Annotated in this window: 19 protein-coding genes; 9 read left to right on the top strand and 10 right to left on the bottom strand. The window is 64.4% G+C overall.

From position 1 onward, the window contains the following. Positions 1–25 precede the first annotated feature (25 nt). The 6 genes from fabD (at position 26) to mltG (ending at position 4,999) form a co-directional block, all read left to right on the top strand. Positions 26–961: an ACP S-malonyltransferase gene (gene fabD / locus NV382_RS03545; protein ID WP_260599162.1), complete on the top strand. Its 936-nt coding sequence runs from the start codon at positions 26–28 to the stop codon at positions 959–961. A 42-nt stretch (positions 962–1,003) separates the two neighbouring features. Beyond that, positions 1,004–1,432 carry a GxxExxY protein gene (locus NV382_RS03540; RefSeq protein ID WP_260599161.1) on the top strand — a complete coding sequence of 143 codons (429 nt, stop codon included), beginning with the start codon at positions 1,004–1,006 and terminating at the stop codon, positions 1,430–1,432. 3 nt (positions 1,433–1,435) lie between these two features. Beyond that, on the top strand, positions 1,436–2,173 hold the full coding sequence (gene fabG, locus NV382_RS03535) for a 3-oxoacyl-[acyl-carrier-protein] reductase (protein WP_260599160.1): 738 nt from the start codon (positions 1,436–1,438) through the stop codon (positions 2,171–2,173). Positions 2,174–2,272: 99 nt separating this feature from the next. Continuing rightward, a complete protein-coding gene (locus tag NV382_RS03530) occupies positions 2,273–2,509 on the top strand; it encodes an acyl carrier protein (protein WP_260599159.1) in 237 nt (78 codons plus the stop codon). A gap of 132 nt (positions 2,510–2,641) precedes the next feature. Next, a complete protein-coding gene (gene fabF, locus NV382_RS03525; protein WP_260599158.1) occupies positions 2,642–3,904 on the top strand; it encodes a beta-ketoacyl-ACP synthase II in 1,263 nt (420 codons plus the stop codon). 126 nt (positions 3,905–4,030) lie between these two features. Continuing rightward, a complete protein-coding gene (mltG, locus tag NV382_RS03520) occupies positions 4,031–4,999 on the top strand; it encodes an endolytic transglycosylase MltG (protein WP_260599157.1) in 969 nt (322 codons plus the stop codon). Between the two features lie 133 nt (positions 5,000–5,132). Here mltG and eda read toward each other — a convergent pair whose 3' ends face one another. The 8 genes from eda to NV382_RS03480 all read right to left on the bottom strand — a co-directional run bounded on the left by eda (position 5,133) and on the right by NV382_RS03480 (position 12,583). Continuing rightward, positions 5,133–5,738, bottom strand: coding sequence for a bifunctional 4-hydroxy-2-oxoglutarate aldolase/2-dehydro-3-deoxy-phosphogluconate aldolase (gene eda, locus NV382_RS03515; protein ID WP_260599156.1), 606 nt, complete (start codon positions 5,736–5,738; stop codon positions 5,133–5,135). Beyond that, positions 5,735–6,703, bottom strand: coding sequence for a glucokinase (gene glk, locus NV382_RS03510; RefSeq protein ID WP_260599155.1), 969 nt, complete (start codon positions 6,701–6,703; stop codon positions 5,735–5,737). The genes eda and glk overlap by 4 nt, the downstream gene beginning before the upstream one ends. Then, a complete protein-coding gene (gene edd, locus NV382_RS03505; RefSeq protein ID WP_260599154.1) occupies positions 6,703–8,520 on the bottom strand; it encodes a phosphogluconate dehydratase in 1,818 nt (605 codons plus the stop codon). Before edd ends, glk begins: the two co-directional genes overlap by 1 nt. 129 nt (positions 8,521–8,649) lie before the next feature. Next, positions 8,650–9,363, bottom strand: coding sequence for a 6-phosphogluconolactonase (gene pgl / locus NV382_RS03500; protein WP_260599153.1), 714 nt, complete (start codon positions 9,361–9,363; stop codon positions 8,650–8,652). 96 nt (positions 9,364–9,459) lie between these two features. Next, positions 9,460–10,929, bottom strand: coding sequence for a glucose-6-phosphate dehydrogenase (gene zwf / locus NV382_RS03495; RefSeq protein WP_260599152.1), 1,470 nt, complete (start codon positions 10,927–10,929; stop codon positions 9,460–9,462). Between the two features lie 94 nt (positions 10,930–11,023). Then, a complete protein-coding gene (argC, locus tag NV382_RS03490) occupies positions 11,024–11,953 on the bottom strand; it encodes an N-acetyl-gamma-glutamyl-phosphate reductase (protein WP_260599151.1) in 930 nt (309 codons plus the stop codon). Next, positions 11,950–12,237: an SH3 domain-containing protein gene (locus NV382_RS03485; RefSeq protein WP_260599150.1), complete on the bottom strand. Its 288-nt coding sequence runs from the start codon at positions 12,235–12,237 to the stop codon at positions 11,950–11,952. Before NV382_RS03485 ends, argC begins: the two co-directional genes overlap by 4 nt. A gap of 25 nt (positions 12,238–12,262) precedes the next feature. Continuing rightward, the gene (locus NV382_RS03480) at positions 12,263–12,583 is read right to left on the bottom strand and encodes a MarR family transcriptional regulator (RefSeq protein ID WP_260600297.1); all 321 of its coding nucleotides are present in this window, start codon (positions 12,581–12,583) and stop codon (positions 12,263–12,265) included. A 392-nt stretch (positions 12,584–12,975) separates the two neighbouring features. Here NV382_RS03480 and secG point away from each other — a divergent pair, with 392 nt between their 5' ends. From secG to NV382_RS03465, 3 genes are all read left to right on the top strand, one after another. Further along, the gene (gene secG / locus NV382_RS03475; RefSeq protein WP_260600296.1) at positions 12,976–13,347 is read left to right on the top strand and encodes a preprotein translocase subunit SecG; all 372 of its coding nucleotides are present in this window, start codon (positions 12,976–12,978) and stop codon (positions 13,345–13,347) included. Positions 13,348–13,431: 84 nt separating this feature from the next. Further along, complete coding sequence (locus NV382_RS03470; protein ID WP_260599149.1) at positions 13,432–15,066, top strand: CTP synthase; 1,635 nt, start codon at positions 13,432–13,434, stop codon at positions 15,064–15,066. A 189-nt stretch (positions 15,067–15,255) separates the two neighbouring features. Next, positions 15,256–15,771 (top strand): hypothetical protein, encoded by a 516-nt coding sequence (locus NV382_RS03465; RefSeq protein ID WP_260599148.1) that lies wholly within the window; start codon positions 15,256–15,258, stop codon positions 15,769–15,771. 23 nt (positions 15,772–15,794) lie between these two features. Here NV382_RS03465 and NV382_RS03460 read toward each other — a convergent pair whose 3' ends face one another. Both NV382_RS03460 and NV382_RS03455 read right to left on the bottom strand, forming a co-directional pair. Beyond that, entirely contained in the window at positions 15,795–16,325 is a 531-nt protein-coding gene (locus tag NV382_RS03460; protein ID WP_260599147.1) for a hypothetical protein, read from the bottom strand. A gap of 179 nt (positions 16,326–16,504) precedes the next feature. Then, positions 16,505–16,975 (bottom strand): Hsp20 family protein, encoded by a 471-nt coding sequence (locus NV382_RS03455; protein WP_260599146.1) that lies wholly within the window; start codon positions 16,973–16,975, stop codon positions 16,505–16,507. Positions 16,976–17,193: the final 218 nt, after the last annotated feature.

The raw sequence follows: 17,193 nt of genomic DNA, 5'->3' as shown, positions 1-17,193 counted from the left end.
CCTCCGAAATCAGGAGCGACCAGCGATGCGTGCATTCATTTTTCCAGGGCAGGGCAGCCAGTCCGTCGGCATGGGCAAAGCGCTTGCCGAGGCAAGCCCGGTCGCCATGGCGGTGTTCCAGGAAGTGGACGACGCGCTCGGCCAGCATCTCTATCGCCTCATGACCCAGGGGCCGGAGGATCAGCTTCTGCTGACCGAGAACGCGCAGCCGGCAATCATGGCCAATGCCATCGCCACGCTTCGCGTGCTCGAACAGGAAGGCGGCATCCGTCTAGCCGATAAGGCCGATTACGTCGCCGGTCACTCACTCGGGGAATATACTGCGCTGTGCGCCTCCGGGGCGTTCGACCTCGCGACGACCGCGCGCCTGCTCAAGCATCGCGGGCAAGCGATGCAGGCGGCCGTACCCGTCGGCGAGGGCGCCATGGCGGCTCTGCTCGGTGCCGATCTCGCCAAGGCGCAGGCGATCGCCGATGCCGCGGCCGAAGGCGAGGTGTGCACCGTCGCCAACGACAATGATCCGGGCCAGGTGGTCATTTCCGGTCATCGCGGCGCGATCGAACGCGCGATCGCCCTCGCCAAGGAAATGGGTACCAAGCGCGGCATCCTGCTGCCCGTGTCCGCGCCGTTCCATTGCCCGCTGATGCAACCCGCCGCCAATGCGATGGAACGCGCGTTAGCCGACGTCCGCATCGCCGCGCCGCTCATCCCGGTCTTCGCCAACGTCACTGCGCAAGCGGTAAGCGATCCCGACACGATCCGCCGCCTGCTCGTCGAGCAAGTCACCGGCATGGTCCGCTGGCGCGAGTCGATCCTGGCAATGACTGAGATTGGCGTGGAGCGGTACGTCGAGTTCGGCGGCAAGGTGCTAGGCCCGATGGTCAAACGCATCTCCCCCGATGCCGAGGCGACCAGCGTGATCTCGATGGACGACATCGAGGCTTTGGCTAAGACGCTTTAAGAAGATTGGTTCGCGCAGAGGCGCGGAGGACGCGGAGAAGAAGTGAAGGACATCGACGAGATCACCGGCGATGTGCTCAATGTCGCTTTGCGGCTGCACCGTGAACTTGGCCCAGGCCTACTAGAAAGCGTTTACGAGGCGGTATTGGCGGGCAGATTAGTGCGGATGGGCTACGCCGTAGCCCGCCAACAGCCGATCAACATCGACTTCGATGGAATGCGCTTCGAAGGAGCGTTCAAGATCGATCTGCTGGTCGAAGAGCGTCTGATCATTGAGATAAAGTCGATCGAACGGCTCTTGCCGGTCCATGCCAAGCAATTGCTGACATATCTTCGACTGACAAAGCAGCCCGTTGGGCTGCTCTTAAATTTCGGCGGTGACACGCTGAAAGAAGGCATACGCAGGTTAGTGAATAACCACGTCTCTGCGTCCTCCGCGCCTCTGCGCGAACCAATCAACCTCGGAGATTAAGAGATGTTCGACCTCATAGGCATGACCGCCCTCGTCACTGGTGCGTCAGGCGGGATCGGTTCTGCCGTCGCCCAGGCGCTTGCGGCGCAGGGGGCTCGGCTGGCCGTATCCGGCTCCAACCTCGACAAGCTCGAAGCGTTCAAGGATGGCCTTGGCGGTGATCATGTCGCGTTGCCGTGCGATCTGTCCGATGGTGCGGCGGTCGATGCGCTGGTGCCCTCGGCGGTCGCTGCGCTCGGTAAGCTCGATATCCTCGTCAACAATGCCGGCGTGACGCGCGACAATCTCGTCATGCGGATGAAGGACGAGGAATGGGATACAGTTATCCGTGTCAATCTGGAGGCTGCGTTCCGCCTGGCCCGCGCCGCCGCACGGCCGATGATGAAGGCGCGGTTCGGTCGCATTATTTCGGTTACGTCGGTAGTCGGCACCACCGGCAACGCAGGGCAAGCGAATTATGCCGCTTCCAAAGCGGGCTTGGTTGGCATGTCAAAGGCACTGGCGCAGGAACTCGCCAGCCGCGGCATCACCGTCAATTGCGTTGCGCCGGGCTTCATCACCTCCCCGATGACCGATGCGCTGCCCGATGCGCAGAAGGAGGCGCTCAACGCGCGCATTCCGGCCGGCAAGATCGGTCAGGGTGCCGATATCGGTGCCGCCGTTGTCTATCTCGCCAGCCGCGAAGCCGGCTACGTGACGGGACAAACCGTGCACGTAAATGGTGGGATGGCGATGATTTGATCCCGATCTAGGCGGCCACGCCCCCTTGCAAGGGCACCAACCCCGCTCTAGGTGCGTTCAGGAATTACCCAAACCCCCAGCGATAGAGGGACGATACCCATGAGCGAGACCGCAGACCGCGTTAAGAAGATTGTCGTCGAGCATCTCGGCGTCGAAGCCGACAAGGTCACCGAGGACGCGAGCTTCATCGACGATCTGGGGGCAGACAGCCTCGACATCGTCGAGCTGGTTATGGCATTCGAGGAAGAGTTCGGCGTCGAAATCCCCGACGATGCCGCCGAGAAGATCACGACCGTCAAGGACGCGATCACCTTCATCGACGAGAACAAGGCCTAATCGCCGGTCGTCGCTGTTGCCCATGGCATCGGCGGCGCCCAGTCGAGACGACCATATGATCGGCTCTCCGTCCCGGCATAGTGCCCAGGGGTGGGGGGCCGTTCGCATTTTAAGACTTAACGGAGAACGCCCATGCGCCGCGTTGTCGTAACCGGACTTGGACTCGTCACGCCACTTGGCGCCGATGTCGAAACCGCCTGGGCGAACATCCTCGCCGCCAAATCCGGCGCGGAGACGATCACACGTTTCGACGCGACCGATTATCACAGCAATTATGCCTGTGAAGTGAAGCCGGCGGATCACGCCTACGGCTTCGATCCGAACAAGCGCGTCGACCACAAGGTGCAGCGCCAGGTCGATCCCTTCATCATCTACGGCATCGATGCCGCCGGCCAGGCGCTCGAGGATGCCGGCTTGCTCGACATGACCGAGGAGGAGAGATACCGCGCCGGCTGTTCGATCGGATCGGGCATCGGCGGGCTGCCGGGGATCGAGAGCGAATCGATCGTCCTGCATCAGAAGGGTCCGCGTCGCGTCTCGCCGCACTTCGTCCATGGCCGCCTGATCAACCTAATCACCGGCCAGGTGCAGATCAAATACGGCCTGATGGGCCCCAACCATGCCGTCGTCACCGCCTGCTCGACCGGTGCGCATTCGATCGGCGATGCCGCACGGATGATCGCGATGGACGATGCCGACGTGATGCTCGCGGGCGGCGCCGAGGGCACGATCTGCCCGATCGGCATTGCCGGCTTCGGCCAGGCCCGGGCGCTTTCGACGAACTTCCGCGACGAGCCGTTCCGCGCAAGTCGCCCTTGGGACAAGGATCGTGACGGCTTCGTGATGGGCGAAGGCGCCGGCGTCGTCTGCCTTGAGGAATATGAGCACGCCAAGGCGCGCGGTGCGAAGATCTATGCCGAGGTGATCGGTTACGGCATGTCGGGCGACGCCTATCACGTGACGGCGCCGCATCCGGAAGGCTCGGGCGCGTTCCGCTCGATGCAGATGGCGGTGAAGAGGTCCGGGCTCGACCTTGCCGACATTGATTACATCAATGCCCACGGCACCTCGACGCCGCTCGGCGACGAGCTCGAACTGAACGCGGTGCGCCGGCTGTTCGGCAACAATATCGAGACCATGTCGATGTCGTCGACCAAGTCGGCGATCGGCCATTTGCTCGGCGGCGCCGGCGCGGTGGAGAGCATCTTCTGCATCCTGGCGCTGCGCGACCAGATCGTGCCGCCGACGCTCAACCTCGACAATCCGAGCGAGAATTGCGCCGGCGTCGATCTCGTGCCGCACAAGGCCAAGGAGCGGACGGTGAAGGCGGTGCTGAACAACAGCTTCGGCTTTGGCGGGACCAATGCCAGCCTCGTCATGAAGGCGGTGTCATAACCCGCTTTTACTACACCCCGGCGGACGTCGGGGCTCAGCCGAGGAACAGTCGTCGATGAGCGCTGCACAACGTTACATCTGCCATCGCGACTGGACCCCGGCGTTCGCCGGGGTGGTGCAGCCGTGGTGAAGAAACTCGGTTGTGCCGGCCTGATCGTCGCTGCGCTCGTCGTGCTCGCCTTCTTCGTCGTCCTGCAACGCTGGGGCGGCAGCGGGCCGCTCGATCGCAACATCACGGTCGAGATCGCGCCTGGGACGAGCATGGCCGGCGCGGCCGCCGAATTGGAAAAGGCCGGCGCGATCTCGTCCGCCAGCACGTTCAAGCTGCTCGCGCGGGTCTTTGGTGGTGGTGCGGGGATCAAGGCGGGTGAGTACCGCATTCCCGCGCATCTCAGCCAGGCCGATATTCTGAAACTGCTGCAGGGTGGTCGTACGCTGCAGCGCTTCGTCACCATTCCCGAAGGCTGGCCCTCGATCATGGCCCGCGATGCGATCATGAATGCCAAGGGCATGACCGGCAAGATCGACGCGCCTGCCGAGGGCTCGATCCTGCCCGACAGCTACAGCTTCCAGCGCGGTGATGCGCGGCCTGCCATGGTTCAGCGCATGCAGCGCGCCATGACCTCGTACCTCGCCACGGCCTGGACCAAGCGGAAGCCGGGCATTGCGGTGACCACACCGCGCGATGCGCTGATCCTGGCCTCGATCGTCGAGAAAGAGACGGGCAAGGAATCCGAGCGCCGCACCGTTGCTGCGGTTTACTCCAACCGCCTGAAGCGCGGCATGCCGCTACAGGCCGATCCGACGGTGATCTATCCGGTGACCAAGGGCCGTCCGCTCGGGCGGCGCATCCTGCGGTCCGAGCTGCAGGCGGATAATGGCTACAATACCTATGCCAAGACCGGGCTGCCGATCGGGCCGATCGCCAATCCGGGGCGGGCGAGCATCGACGCGGTGCTCGATCCGGCGCCGTCCAGCGCGCTATATTTCGTTGCAGATGGAACGGGCGGGCATGTGTTCGCGGATACGCTGGAGCAGCACAACGCCAATGTGCAGAAATGGTATGCAATCAGACGGGCGCGGGGAGAGATGTAATCCTCCCCGGTAGGGGGGCGTTCGCGTTCTTTACGCGAATGGTGGAGGGGGCCTCCGCGTGCGCAACCGTTGCGTTGCTGGCCCACCCCCTTCCATCAGCCTTTGGCTGACACCTCCCCGCTCCGGGGAGGAGTTAGCGGCGTAACTCGCTTGCCGCCCGCGCCTTCGCTTCGACCTCTGCCATTGTGCCGCCGGTCACCCAGCTGCCGCCGACGCACAGAACCGGCGCAAACGCCAGCCACTCGGGCGCGCTCGCTTCGGTGATGCCGCCGGTCGGGCAGAATTTGCACTGGTAGAACGGCGCCGCAAGCGCCTTCAGCGCCTTCAACCCGCCCGACGCTTCGGCTGGGAAGAATTTGAAGTGCGTCAGGCCCAACTCCAGGCCACGCATGATGTCGCCCGCGTTGGCGATGCCGGGGAGGTACGGCACGCCGCTATCCACGATCGCGCGGCCGAGCCGGTTGGTGAGGCCGGGGGAGACGATGAATTCGGCGCCGGCATCCATGACCTGCTCGAACTGCTCGGTATCGACCACCGTGCCCGCGCCGACAATCGCGCCGGGCACCTGCTTCATCTCGCGGATCGCGTCGAGCGCCGCGGGCGTGCGCATCGTCACTTCCAGCACGCGCAAGCCTCCGGCGACGAGCGCTTCGGCCAGGGGGCGGGCGGTTGCCGCGTCGTCGATCACCAGCACGGGGATGACCGCGCTCGTCCGCATGATCCGTTCGATCCCGCTCATCGCGTATGCTCCTGCGCAAAGGCCGCGGCGGCGCCAAACAGGCCTGGTTGGGGGTGGGTGATCAGCTTGACCGGGATGGCGGCCATCCGCTGCTGGAAGCGGCCCTTGGCGGCAAAACGCTCGGCGAAGCCGCTGCGGCCGAAATGATCCTTGAGCCTGAGGCCGAGGCCGCCGGCGATCACCACGCCCTTTGCACCGTGCGCCAGCGCCAGATCGCCGGCAACAGCACCCAGGCTGAGACAGAAGCGGTCGAGCGCGGCGAGCGCCAAGCTGTCGCTGCCCTCCAGTGCCATCTGCCAGATCGTCTTGTCGTCCATCCGCTGCACCGCGCGTCCTTCGATCTCGGCCAGCGTGCCGTAGATGCCTACGATCGCCGGCCCGGCGACGATGCGCTCGGTCGAGACGCGCGTGAACTTCTGCCTGAGATGCTTGACGAAGGCGTCTTCGATACGGTCGAGCGGCGCGAAGTCGATATGGCCACCCTCCGTTTCGAGCACGTAGTAGCGATCGGCGGTCGAGAATACCTGCGCGACACCGAGACCGGTGCCGGGCCCGCACACGGTGATCACGCCGGTATCCGGGAACGGTTCGTCAGGCCCACACAGGTGCAGGAAATCGCTCTCCGGCGCCTGTGCGACGGCATGGCCGACCGCGCCGAAATCGTTGATCAGGCTGTAGGTGTCGACGCCGAGCCGGTCCTGGATCAACGCCGGGCGAATGATCCAGGGATTGTTGGTCAGCTTGATCACCTCGCCGCCGACCGGCGACGCCACCGCGATCCCGGCCATGTGCGGCAAGGGCCGGCCAAGCTGCGTGCCGAACGCCTGCCAGGCGGTCTGCAGGCTGGCATATTCCGAGGTCTTCAGCGTCACCGCCTCGCCGAGCGAGACGACGCGGCCGTTTTCCACCTCGGCGATCGCGAAGCGCGCATGTGTGCCGCCGATATCGGCCGAAACTACTTCCATCACCACCCCATTGCCGCGAGCATCGCCGATCCGCCGCGCTCCGCTTCGTTTGCCTGCGTGCGCATGATGGCGAACAGTTCGCGCCCCATGCCGACTGCCGGTGCCGGCGCTTCGGCAAAGCCACGCGCTTCCCATTCGGCCGGATCGACCAACGCGACGAGCTCACCCGTCTCGGCGCTCACCCGGATCACGTCGCCGTCGCGCACCTTGCCCAGGGGGCCGCCGCCCAGCGCCTCGGGGCTGGAATGGATCGCGCACGGCACCTTGCCGCTCGCGCCCGACATGCGGCCATCGGTCACCAGCGCGACGCGGTAGCCGCGGTTCTGGAGCACGCCCAAGGGCGGGGTCAGCTTGTGCAACTCGGGCATGCCATTCGCGCGTGGCCCCTGGAAACGCACCACGACGACCACGTCGCGGTCGAGCTCGCCGGCCTGAAACGCGTCCTGTACTTCCTGCTGCGTGGAGAAGACGCGGGCCGGCGCCTCGATCGTCCAGCGGTCTCGCTCCACCGCGCTGACCTTGATGCAGGCGCGGCCGAGATTGCCCGAGAGGATGCGGAAACCGCCTTCGGCCGAGAAGGGAGAGGTGGCAGGACGCACGATCGTGTCGTCCTTGCTGGCACCGGGATCGGACCAGGTGAGCGTTTCGCCCTGCAGCTCCGGCTTGGTGCCGAAATCGGCCATGCTGCCACCGCCGGCGGTCAGCACGTCGCCGTGCATCAGCCCGGCCGAGAGCAGTTCGCGGATCACGTAAGGCATGCCGCCGGCATCCTCGAACTGGTTCACGTCGGCCGAACCGTTGGGATAGACACGCGCAATCAGCGGCACGGCTTTCGACAGGCGATCGAAATCCTCCCAGTCGATCACGATCCCGGCGCAGGCGGCGATCGCCGGCAGGTGGATGAGGTGATTGGTCGACCCGCCGGTTGCGAGCAGGCCGATCGCGGCGTTGACGATCGCACGTTCGTCGACACAGGCACCGATCGGCCGATAGTCGTCGCCCTCCCATCCGATCGCGGCGATACGGTGTACCGCCGCCCGCGTGAGCTCCTGGCGCAGCTTGGTACCCGGATTGGCGAACGCCGCGCCGGGGATGTGGAGGCCCATCATCTCCATCATCATCTGGTTGGAATTGGCAGTGCCGAAGAAAGTGCAGGTACCCTTGCCGTGATAGGCAGCGATCTCCGCCTCGAGCAGTTCCTCGCGGCCGGCATCGCCCACCGCATAGCGCTCGCGCACCGCGGCCTTGGCCTTGTTGGCAAGGCCGGTGCGCATCGGTCCGCCTGGGATCAGCAGCATCGGCAGATGCCCGAAGCGCAGCGCGCCCATCAACAGGCCGGGCACGATCTTGTCGCAAATGCCAAGCAGGGCAGCGCCTTCGAACAACCCGTGGCTGAGCGCTATGCCGGTGCTCATCGCGATCGTGTCGCGGCTGAACAGCGACAGCTCCATGCCGGGATAGCCCTGCGTCACCCCGTCGCACATGGCCGGCACGCCGCCTGCCACCTGCGCCGTTACACCGGCTTCGCGTGCCCAGACCTTCATCTGCTCGGGATAGCGGTAATAGACCGCATGCGCCGAGAGCATGTCGTTATAGGCGGTGACGATGCCGATGTTCATCGCATCACCCGGCTTCATCACGTCGCGGTCTTCGTCGGTGCCGGCATAACCGTGCGCCAAATTTGCGCAGCCGAGACTCGGCCGGTGCAGGCGGTTGTCGCGCTCGTGCCGGATCAGCGCGAGATAGGCGTCACGCGTCAGTTTCGAGCGGGTGATGATGCGGTCGGTGACGGTCGCGATTTCCGGATGGAGTGTCATATCCCACACGCCTCCGTCACTCCGGACTTGTTCCGGGGGCCACTCGTCCACACCATGCCGCATGTCTGAGGCGCGGTGGACCCCGGAACGCGTCCGGGGTGACGGGATGGGAGAGGCGGGCGGATCACCTTATTCGCTCCAGTGAATATCGACCGGCAGTTCGGCATCCGCCAGCACGCGGCCGATCGGATAATTGGACGATGGCCCCTGCTTGATCGCCGCTTCGATTACCTTGCGCTTTTCCGCGCCCGTGACCGCGATGAGCAGCGCCTTGGCCGAGACGATCGCCGCACGGCTGAGCGTCACGCGCGGCACCGGCGCGTCCTTGGGCAGCGGATTGGGCATCACGCCCAGGCCGCGGCGTTCCTTGGGACCGGCAATCGCTTCGTCGAAATCTGGGCCCGGGAAGATCGAGGCGGTATGCCCGTCGGCGCCGACGCCAAGCAGGCACAGATCGAGCGGCCAGTGCAGGTCCTGCATCAGCGCATCGGCCGAGCGGCCCGCGGCCTTGTAGTCGGCGGCCTTGTCGCTGACGATCGGCATCACCCGAGCGCCCTTCGGCAGGAAGGTCTTGGCGATCATCGTCACGTTGCTCAAGGGATCGCCGAGCGGCACGATGCGGTCGTCGGTCGGGATGATCGTGACGCGCTTCCAGTCGATCTTGGCCTCGGCCAGCTTGGCATAGATCGGGATCGGCGTCTTGCCGCCGGACAGCGCGATCACCGCGGCACCGCGCGCATCGATCGCGCTTTCGATCACGAACGCGATGTCGCCGGCGACGGCCGCGGCCATCTCCTCGGCATCGTCATAATCCCACCATTCGATTTCGTGTTCGTCGCTCATGATACTTCCCGTATGAAAACAATTCCGTTCGTGCTGAGCCTGTCGAAGCACGTGCACAGTGACCCGCCCTTCGACAGGCTGAGGGCGAACGGTGGATCAGTCGTCCTGCCACGTCACGCCGTCACGCTCGGTGAGCGCAACGGCAGCCGATGGGCCCCAGGTGCCCGAACCATAGCTTTTCGGCTTGACCCCATTGGCATCCCAGCCGGCGCGGATGGCGTCGGTCCATTCCCATTGCGCCTCTACCTCGTCGCGGCGCACGAACAATGTCGGATCGCCTTCGATCAGGTCGAGCAGCAGGCGTTCATAGGCGATGCGCCGCCGGGTTCCCGCAAACGCGCTGTCCATGCTGAGGTTGAGCGGCACCTCGCGCAGGCGGATGCCGTCGCGGTCGAGGCCGGGTTCCTTGGCCATGACCAGCAACTGGACATATTCCTCGGGTTGCAGCCGGATGACCAGCACGTTGGGCTGGAGCAGGCCGCCGCGGCCGGCGAACATCGAGTGTGGCACGGGCTTGAACTGGATCGCGATCTCGCTGCGGCGCGTGGTCATGCGCTTGCCGGTGCGCAGGTAGAAGGGCACGCCCTGCCAGCGCCAATTGTCGACATGCGCCTTGATCGCGACGAAGGTCTCGGTGGTCGATGGCTTGCCGAGCTCGTCGGTATAGCTCTTGACGATCGCGCCGTTCACCGCGCCTTCGCCATACTGGCCGGTAACCGTGTTGTGCGGTGCATCTTCAGGCGTGATCTTGCGCAGCGAGCGGAAAACCTTGGCCTTCTCATCGCGGATTGCGGTGCCGTCGAAGCGGGCAGGGGGCTCCATCGCGATCAGCGCCAGCAGCTGCAGCATATGATTGGTCACCATGTCGCGCAGCGCGCCGGCGGTCTCGTAATAGGAGGCGCGATCCTCCAGGCCGACCGTCTCGGCGATGGTGATCTGCACGTTGTCGATCCCGCGCGCATTCCACACCGGCTCGAAGAAGCTGTTGCCGAAGCGCAAAGCCAGGATGTTCTGCACCGTCTCCTTGCCGAGATAATGGTCGATGCGGAACGTGCGCTCCTCGGGGAAGGCCGTTGCGACGGTATCATTGATCTCGCGGCTGGACGCCAGATCGTAGCCGAGCGGCTTTTCCAGACCGATGCGGACGGTGGGGCCGGCGAGCCCTGCCGACGCCAGGCCGTTGATCACCGGCTTGAACAAGGAGGGGGCGGTCGACAGGAAGATGGCCAGGCCGCCGGAGACGTCACCCACCTTCGTCGCCAAATCCTGATAGTGCGACAGGTCGGTCGCATCGAGCGCCTGATAGCCCAGGCGTTCGAGGAAGCTGCCGATCGCCTTCTCGTCCTTGCGATCGTCGGGCAGGAACTTGTCCAGCGCCGCCCTGGCAAAGGTGCGGAAGCTGGCATCGTCATGCTCGGAGCGTGCCGTGCCCGTGATGGTCAGGCCTTCGGGCAGCAGATTGTCGGCATGCAGGCCGTATAGCGACGGCAGCAGCATACGCTGCGCCAGATCGCCGGTCGCACCGAAAAGCAGCAATTTTCCCACGGGATTACGAGTGTTGGCCATTCACGCTCTTCCAGTTGTGGATGGCCGAGAAACACGCCTCGACCGGTCCGTCAATGTGTCACGACAACGTAGGACAATAAATCGGCCATAGCGGCTATAAGGTGAGACCGGCGACAGGATCGAGCCCCGCCATGATGTTGAGGTTCTGCACCGCGGCGCCGGCCGCTCCCTTGCCGAGATTGTCGAGCGTCGCGATCAGGCGCGCCTGCCCGGTGTCGGGATTGCCGCACACGCGCAGCGTCAGCCGATCGGTGCCGGCATCCGCTTCGATGGTCACCGTCGTTGCGTCAGCGTCGCCGATCCTGATCAACGTAGAATCGCGATACGCTTCGCCGAGCACCGCTTCGCACACGTGCAGGCTCGGCCGGCGCGAGAAAGCGTGCAACGGCAGCGGCACCTCGACGATCATGCCGCGGTAGGTGTTGGCGACCGAGGGCGCAAAGATCGGCGCATGTTCGATCCGCGCGTGTTTCTGCATCTCGGCGACATGCTTGTGCGCGAGGCCCAGACCATAAGCGCGTGCGGCAGCCGGCGTCGCTGCGCCACGATACTCCGCTATCATCGACTTGCCGCCGCCGGAATAACCGGACACGGCGTTGACGGTCAGCGGCCAATCGACCGGTACCAGGCCGGCACGCACCAATGGGCGAACCAGCGCCAGAAAGCCGGTGGGATAGCAGCCGGGATTGCTCACCCGCTTGGCCTCGGCGATGGCAGCCTGCTGGCCTGGCTCCAGCTCGGCAAAGCCATAGGTCCAGCCTTCGGCAACGCGATGTGCGCTCGATGCGTCGATCACGCGCGTGCGATCATTGTCGATCAGCGCGACGGCTTCCCGGGCCGCATCGTCGGGCAGACACAGGATCACGACATCGGCGTCGTTGAGCGCTTCGGCGCGAGCGGAGGCATCCTTGCGCTTCGTGTCATCGAGTTGGATCAACGCAATTTCGCCGCGACCGGCGAGCCTTTCGCCGATCTCCAATCCCGTCGTACCGACGGCGCCATCGATGAAGACATTGATCGTCATTGGCCGACCCCTGCGATCGCGGCGGCCGTGATGTAGCCGACCAACTCCTGTGCCGGTGCCACGCCCCAGGCATTGATGCCGGCCAATTCCAATATCTCGAACGTGTCGCCCGCCGACAATTCGGCGATGACATCCGCGTCGGGCGACGCGGCACTGCGCAGCGGCACGTCGCTCATCACCTGGACTGCCATGGGGGCGGCATAATGTGGAGCAAAGACGCGGTCGGCGAGGCGCAGATCTGCCAGATCGCCGCGCACGGCATGGGTCCGCGGGTCGAGTTCCATCGAACGACCGGTGAGCGCAAATCGTCTATGCGGCGTCCCGGCGTGCGACGGGCTGGTCGGCGTCGCCGAGAAATTGGCCGAACTCTTCAAGAAACTCTGCCCCTTCAGTGGTGCGTGCGACGAAGATATTGCGCTTGTCGCTATCGTCGCGTTGTCGCCGCAGATAGCCCAGGCTGCCGAGCCTATTCAAGGCGCGCGTCACGACGGGCTTGGAAACGTTCAGCGCGCGGGCCAATCCACGCACCGTATGCGGCCCAGGGCGGAGGTAGACGACCATCAGCAACGCCATCTGCCGGTTGGTGAGATCAGGCTCGCCCGAGCGAACATAATCGACCAACGCCTGCATCCAGGAACCAAGGGTCGATCCCAGGCTCGGCTTTTCCATGACTGTTGCCACTGCATCGCTTCCGTCTGACCCGATGCCCGCATCGAAGAGGCACCCGGCTTCATAACGTACGCAAACCCTTGTAGTTTCAGTGCGGGGCCGAAATGTTAATAAGTGCTGACCTTGTTGATCGACATCAGGATCTGGGCGCGTTGCTCGTCTGCTCCGATGCGTTTGCATCACCGAGGCTTCAGGACCTGTTCCGGGGTGACGGTCGTGAATGGCAACGGAGCGGATAAAGTCCATCGGTCCGTAACGAGGCTCGCTGAGAGGAGCGCGGCAGTTGATCGCCGGGCCTACCTCCCCTATGTGGCCGCTGTCGCCCAAAGTCAGAGATCGTTCCCCGCATTATGTTGTTCACCTTCCTGCTCGTCGTTCACGCCATCGTCGCGGCCATTCTGGTCACGGTGATCCTGATGCAGCGGTCGGAAGGCGGCGGTCTGGGCACGGGCGGTAGCCCCTCGGGCCTCATGTCGGCCCGCGGCGCGGCGGATTTCCTGACCCGTTCGACCGCGGTCCTTGCCAGCGTGTTCGTCGGGCTCAGCATCGTGCTTGCGGTGCTCGCGGCGACCCGCCAGGCGGCAACGATCGATCCGACGCTGGCTAGGCGCACGCCAGCAGCAGCGGCACCGGCGCCTGCCGCCGGCAATCAGCCGGATGCAGCAGCGGTGGCGGCCAACCTGACGGCCCCGGTCGGCAACAACGCGGTACCGCTCGCGCAGTAACGCACCTCGTTTTCGTTTATTCCTGACAATCCCGGAGTCGTGCGCTTGTCGTACGGCCCCGATTGACGCTAGGCGTTTGCTCCCATGGCGCGGTTTATCTTCATCACCGGCGGCGTGGTCTCGTCGCTCGGCAAAGGTCTCATGGCAGCGAGCCTCGCGGCTCTGCTGCAGGCGCGCGGTTACCGCGTGCGCATTCGCAAGTTCGATCCATATCTGAACGTCGATCCCGGCACGATGTCGCCGTACCAGCATGGCGAAGTCTATGTGACGGATGATGGCGCGGAGACGGATCTCGATCTCGGCCATTACGAACGCTTCACCGGCGTCGCCTCACGCCAGACCGACAACGTCACTAGCGGACGCATCTATCAGCAGATCATCACGCGCGAACGGCGCGGCGATTATCTGGGCGCCACCGTGCAGGTGATCCCGCACGTCACCGACGCGATCAAGGAATTCGCCCAGGCCGAGACCGACGATGTCGATTTCGTGCTGTGCGAGATTGGCGGCACGGTCGGCGACATCGAGTCGCTGCCGTTCATCGAGGCGATCCGGCAGCTGCGCAACGATCTCGGCCGCGGCAACTCGGTCAGCATCCACGTCACGCTCGTGCCCTACATCGCCGCCGCCGGCGAACTGAAGACCAAGCCGACGCAGCATTCGGTGCGCGAACTTGCAGCGCTCGGCGTGCAGCCAGACGTACTGGTGTGCCGTTGCGAGCAGCCCTTGCCCGAGAGCGATCGGGCGAAGATTGCGTTGTTCTGCAACGTGCCCAAGGAAGCGGTAATCCCGGCGCTCGATGCCAAGAGCATCTATGCGGTGCCGGTGCAGTATCACGAGCAGGGTCTCGACAACGCGGTCCTCAACGCGTTCGGCATCTTGCCCGGCAGCGCGCCGGATCTGTCGCGCTGGACCGACATCATGGACCGCCTGACCAATCCCGAGGGCGAGGTGACGGTCGGCGTGGTCGGCAAATATGTCGGGCTGCAGGATGCCTACAAGTCGCTCAACGAGGCGTTGGTGCACGGCGGCATCGCCAACCGGGTCAAGGTCAATGTCGAGTGGATCGACGCCGAATTGTTCGAGGGCGACGACACCGACATCACCGCACGGCTCGAGCCGCTCGACGCGATCCTCGTCCCCGGTGCGTTCGGCGAGCGCGGTGCCGAGGGCAAGATCGCCAGTGTCCGCTTCGCCCGCGAGCGCGAGATCCCCTATTTCGGCATCTGTTTCGGCATGCAGATGGCATGCGTTGAGGGCGCGCGCGATCTCGCAGGGATCGGCGCTGCCAGTTCGACCGAGTTCGGCCCGACCGACGAGCCGGTGGTCGGCATGATCACCGAGTGGATGAGTGCCGCCGGGATCGAGAAGCGCGAAGAGGGTGGTGACCTGGGCGGCACGATGCGGCTGGGCGCCTATCCGGCGAAGCTCGATGGCAACAGCGTCGTGTCGACCATCTATGGCGATACTGAAATCTCCGAACGGCACCGCCACCGCTACGAGGTCAACACCGCGTATCGCGATGCGCTTGAAAAGGGCGGACTGGTGTTCAGCGGCATGTCGCCCGACGGCATGCTGCCCGAGATCGTCGAACGGCCTGATCACCCCTGGTTCGTCGGCGTGCAATTCCACCCGGAACTGAAAAGCAAACCGTTCGACCCGCATCCCTTGTTCGCCAGCTTCGTCGCCGCGGCGGTCAAGCAGAGCCGTCTTGTCTGACGCCTGAGGCATTTCCGCAACGCGTGCCATTCGCCAAGATCGATACGCTGCGCGATGCGGGAGTGATGGCAATCCGGGACACTGCTCCGGTGGGTCGATAACCGCCAAAATGGTCCCGATGGCCGTTGCCCCCCCAGCTATCCGCTCACGATCATACCACCGTGGCGGATTGGCAAGGGAAAGAGCCTCATGCGGCGTATGACGATGCGGAAGGGCGCGGCGTTACTGGCAACGGCGATGCTGACGTCGTGCAATCTTCCCGAGGTTGGGCTGGCAAAGAACCCCACGATGAGCTCGGCCTATGACGAGGCACCTTATGTGCTGAGGTTTGGCGTGTTCAACCTGTCCAATGCGCCCGTGACGCGCACGGTGAAGGTGCATTTTGTCTTCCAGACCACCAATGTCGGCAAGACGGTCAACGGCGCGGTTTGCGGCTTCACGCTGGTCGGCTACGTGTGCGATCATAAGGTGACCCGCGACGTGAGCAGCGTCTTCACCGACGTGCCGCCTGGCAATAGCACCTATGCCGAGCAGACGGTGGGCGGTACGGCGCCGGATGAGCGCTGCGTGCGTGGCACCGACCGAACGCGCGACTGCACCGGCACCGCCACGCTGACCATGACCGATCCGCAGGGCAAGCAGCAATCGCAGACCGTTAGCTGGTCTACCAAGGACAACAAGCCCTACGTGTTTGACATCTCGTAGCACCAGCGCCGCCGGCCATGCGTTCACTCGATGGCATTTACGTCGCATTGCGGGAGGAATTGCGGCGACGCGCCCTCGCGCAGCATCATCACGTTCTTGCCATCGTAGCGCAGTGGAACGTCCTCGGTGACCGGCGCGGTTTTCGGCACGTCCGACGGAACGACGATGCCGACCCGGCCAAGCGGACCGCTGGAGGTGCCCTGATAGACCGTGACGGCCTTGGCCGTGTCCAGCAGCCCTGCACCGCTCTGATGATCGGCAAAGCCGTTCTGGTTGGCGCCGCCACGCATGCCCGTGACGTAAAGCTTGCGCGGATCGAAGCTGAACGCCGCGGCGTCCTTCGCCGTATTGTCGATGTTGACGATCCGGAACACTGAAAAATACCCCAGCGAGGACGTCTTGGTCTGCGCCGGCTGCCCCGGCACGTTCTCAACCACCTGGAAGCAGGAGTAACGCTGCTGATACTGGATCTTGGTCAGCGTAGTGCACCCCGTCAGAGCTAGACTGCCGATCAAGGCCGTCGAGAGCCACGCCTGCGTCGAACCGGAAACCATCGCCTCCTCCTGGGCTGTCGTTGCACAAGGGATGCTAGGATTGCATGAGGGCGTGGCAACACCATCAACGTTCAAAAAGGATACAATTCCCGCCGCCGCGGCCACACAAAAAAAGGGGCGCCCCAGCCGTACGGCCGGAGCACCCGATCATGCATTACGCGGTTTGGTGGCGAAACAGCTTAGGCCGCTTCGACCGCACTACGATCCTCGACGGCGGCAAGCGGTGCGCCCGTCTTGATCGCGACCGTCTTCGGCTTCATTGCCTCGGGCACTTCGCGCACAAGTTCGATCGTCAACAGGCCGTCATTCAGCCGCGCGTCATCGACGCGCACGAAGTCGGCGAGTTCGAAGCGACGCTCGAAACTGCGATTGGCGATGCCGAGGTGCAGGAAGGAAGCGTTGCCGCCTTCCTTTTCTTCTTTCTTGCCCTTCACCTGCAGCAGGTTCTGCTGCGCGACGATCTCGATCTCGTCGCGGGCAAAGCCGGCCACCGCGAGCGTGATGCGGTAGCGATCGTCTGCGAGACGCTCGAGATTGAAGGGTGGGTAATTGTCCGCCGTGGCCTGGCGCGTGCTGGTCTCCAGCATGTCGAACAGGCGATCGAAACCGACGGTGGAGCGGCGGTAGGGAGTCAAATCGAACTGACGCATCATATTCTCCATTGAGCAATTGACGAGTGTCTGGGCGCCCGCCGGCATGGCGCGGCGCCCGATCCGCGCGGCCCCGGAGGCACCGCGCGCCGGCAATTTGGGAACGCCGCCAACAGCGTCAAGAGGATGCGCGCGGGAAAATTTACAATGGCGAAAGCTGAACTTCGCGGTGGCAAAGCGGGAGCTTGTTGATCTCCCATCAATCGCGTGGACTATAC

This window comes from Sphingomonas endolithica (assembly GCF_025231525.1).
GTDB classification, from domain to species: domain Bacteria; phylum Pseudomonadota; class Alphaproteobacteria; order Sphingomonadales; family Sphingomonadaceae; genus Sphingomonas; species Sphingomonas endolithica.
Note: the sequence above shows the minus strand (reverse complement) of the source record. Positions and strands in the feature narration are given on the sequence as shown.

Excerpts from the sequence above, each read along its gene's own strand:
- fabD (WP_260599162.1), top strand. The coding sequence starts at position 26 with ATGCGTGCATTCATTTTTCCAGGGCAGGGCAGCCAGTCCGTCGGCATG.
- fabG (WP_260599160.1), top strand. The coding sequence starts at position 1,436 with ATGTTCGACCTCATAGGCATGACCGCCCTCGTCACTGGTGCGTCAGGC.
- NV382_RS03530 (WP_260599159.1), top strand. The coding sequence starts at position 2,273 with ATGAGCGAGACCGCAGACCGCGTTAAGAAGATTGTCGTCGAGCATCTC.
- fabF (WP_260599158.1), top strand. The coding sequence starts at position 2,642 with ATGCGCCGCGTTGTCGTAACCGGACTTGGACTCGTCACGCCACTTGGC.
- eda (WP_260599156.1), bottom strand. The coding sequence starts at position 5,738 with ATGAGCGGGATCGAACGGATCATGCGGACGAGCGCGGTCATCCCCGTG.
- glk (WP_260599155.1), bottom strand. The coding sequence starts at position 6,703 with ATGGAAGTAGTTTCGGCCGATATCGGCGGCACACATGCGCGCTTCGCG.
- edd (WP_260599154.1), bottom strand. The coding sequence starts at position 8,520 with ATGACACTCCATCCGGAAATCGCGACCGTCACCGACCGCATCATCACC.
- pgl (WP_260599153.1), bottom strand. The coding sequence starts at position 9,363 with ATGAGCGACGAACACGAAATCGAATGGTGGGATTATGACGATGCCGAG.
- zwf (WP_260599152.1), bottom strand. The coding sequence starts at position 10,929 with ATGGCCAACACTCGTAATCCCGTGGGAAAATTGCTGCTTTTCGGTGCG.
- argC (WP_260599151.1), bottom strand. The coding sequence starts at position 11,953 with ATGACGATCAATGTCTTCATCGATGGCGCCGTCGGTACGACGGGATTG.
- NV382_RS03485 (WP_260599150.1), bottom strand. The coding sequence starts at position 12,237 with ATGGAACTCGACCCGCGGACCCATGCCGTGCGCGGCGATCTGGCAGAT.
- NV382_RS03480 (WP_260600297.1), bottom strand. The coding sequence starts at position 12,583 with ATGCAGGCGTTGGTCGATTATGTTCGCTCGGGCGAGCCTGATCTCACC.
- NV382_RS03470 (WP_260599149.1), top strand. The coding sequence starts at position 13,432 with ATGGCGCGGTTTATCTTCATCACCGGCGGCGTGGTCTCGTCGCTCGGC.
- NV382_RS03465 (WP_260599148.1), top strand. The coding sequence starts at position 15,256 with ATGCGGCGTATGACGATGCGGAAGGGCGCGGCGTTACTGGCAACGGCG.
- NV382_RS03460 (WP_260599147.1), bottom strand. The coding sequence starts at position 16,325 with ATGGTTTCCGGTTCGACGCAGGCGTGGCTCTCGACGGCCTTGATCGGC.
- NV382_RS03455 (WP_260599146.1), bottom strand. The coding sequence starts at position 16,975 with ATGCGTCAGTTCGATTTGACTCCCTACCGCCGCTCCACCGTCGGTTTC.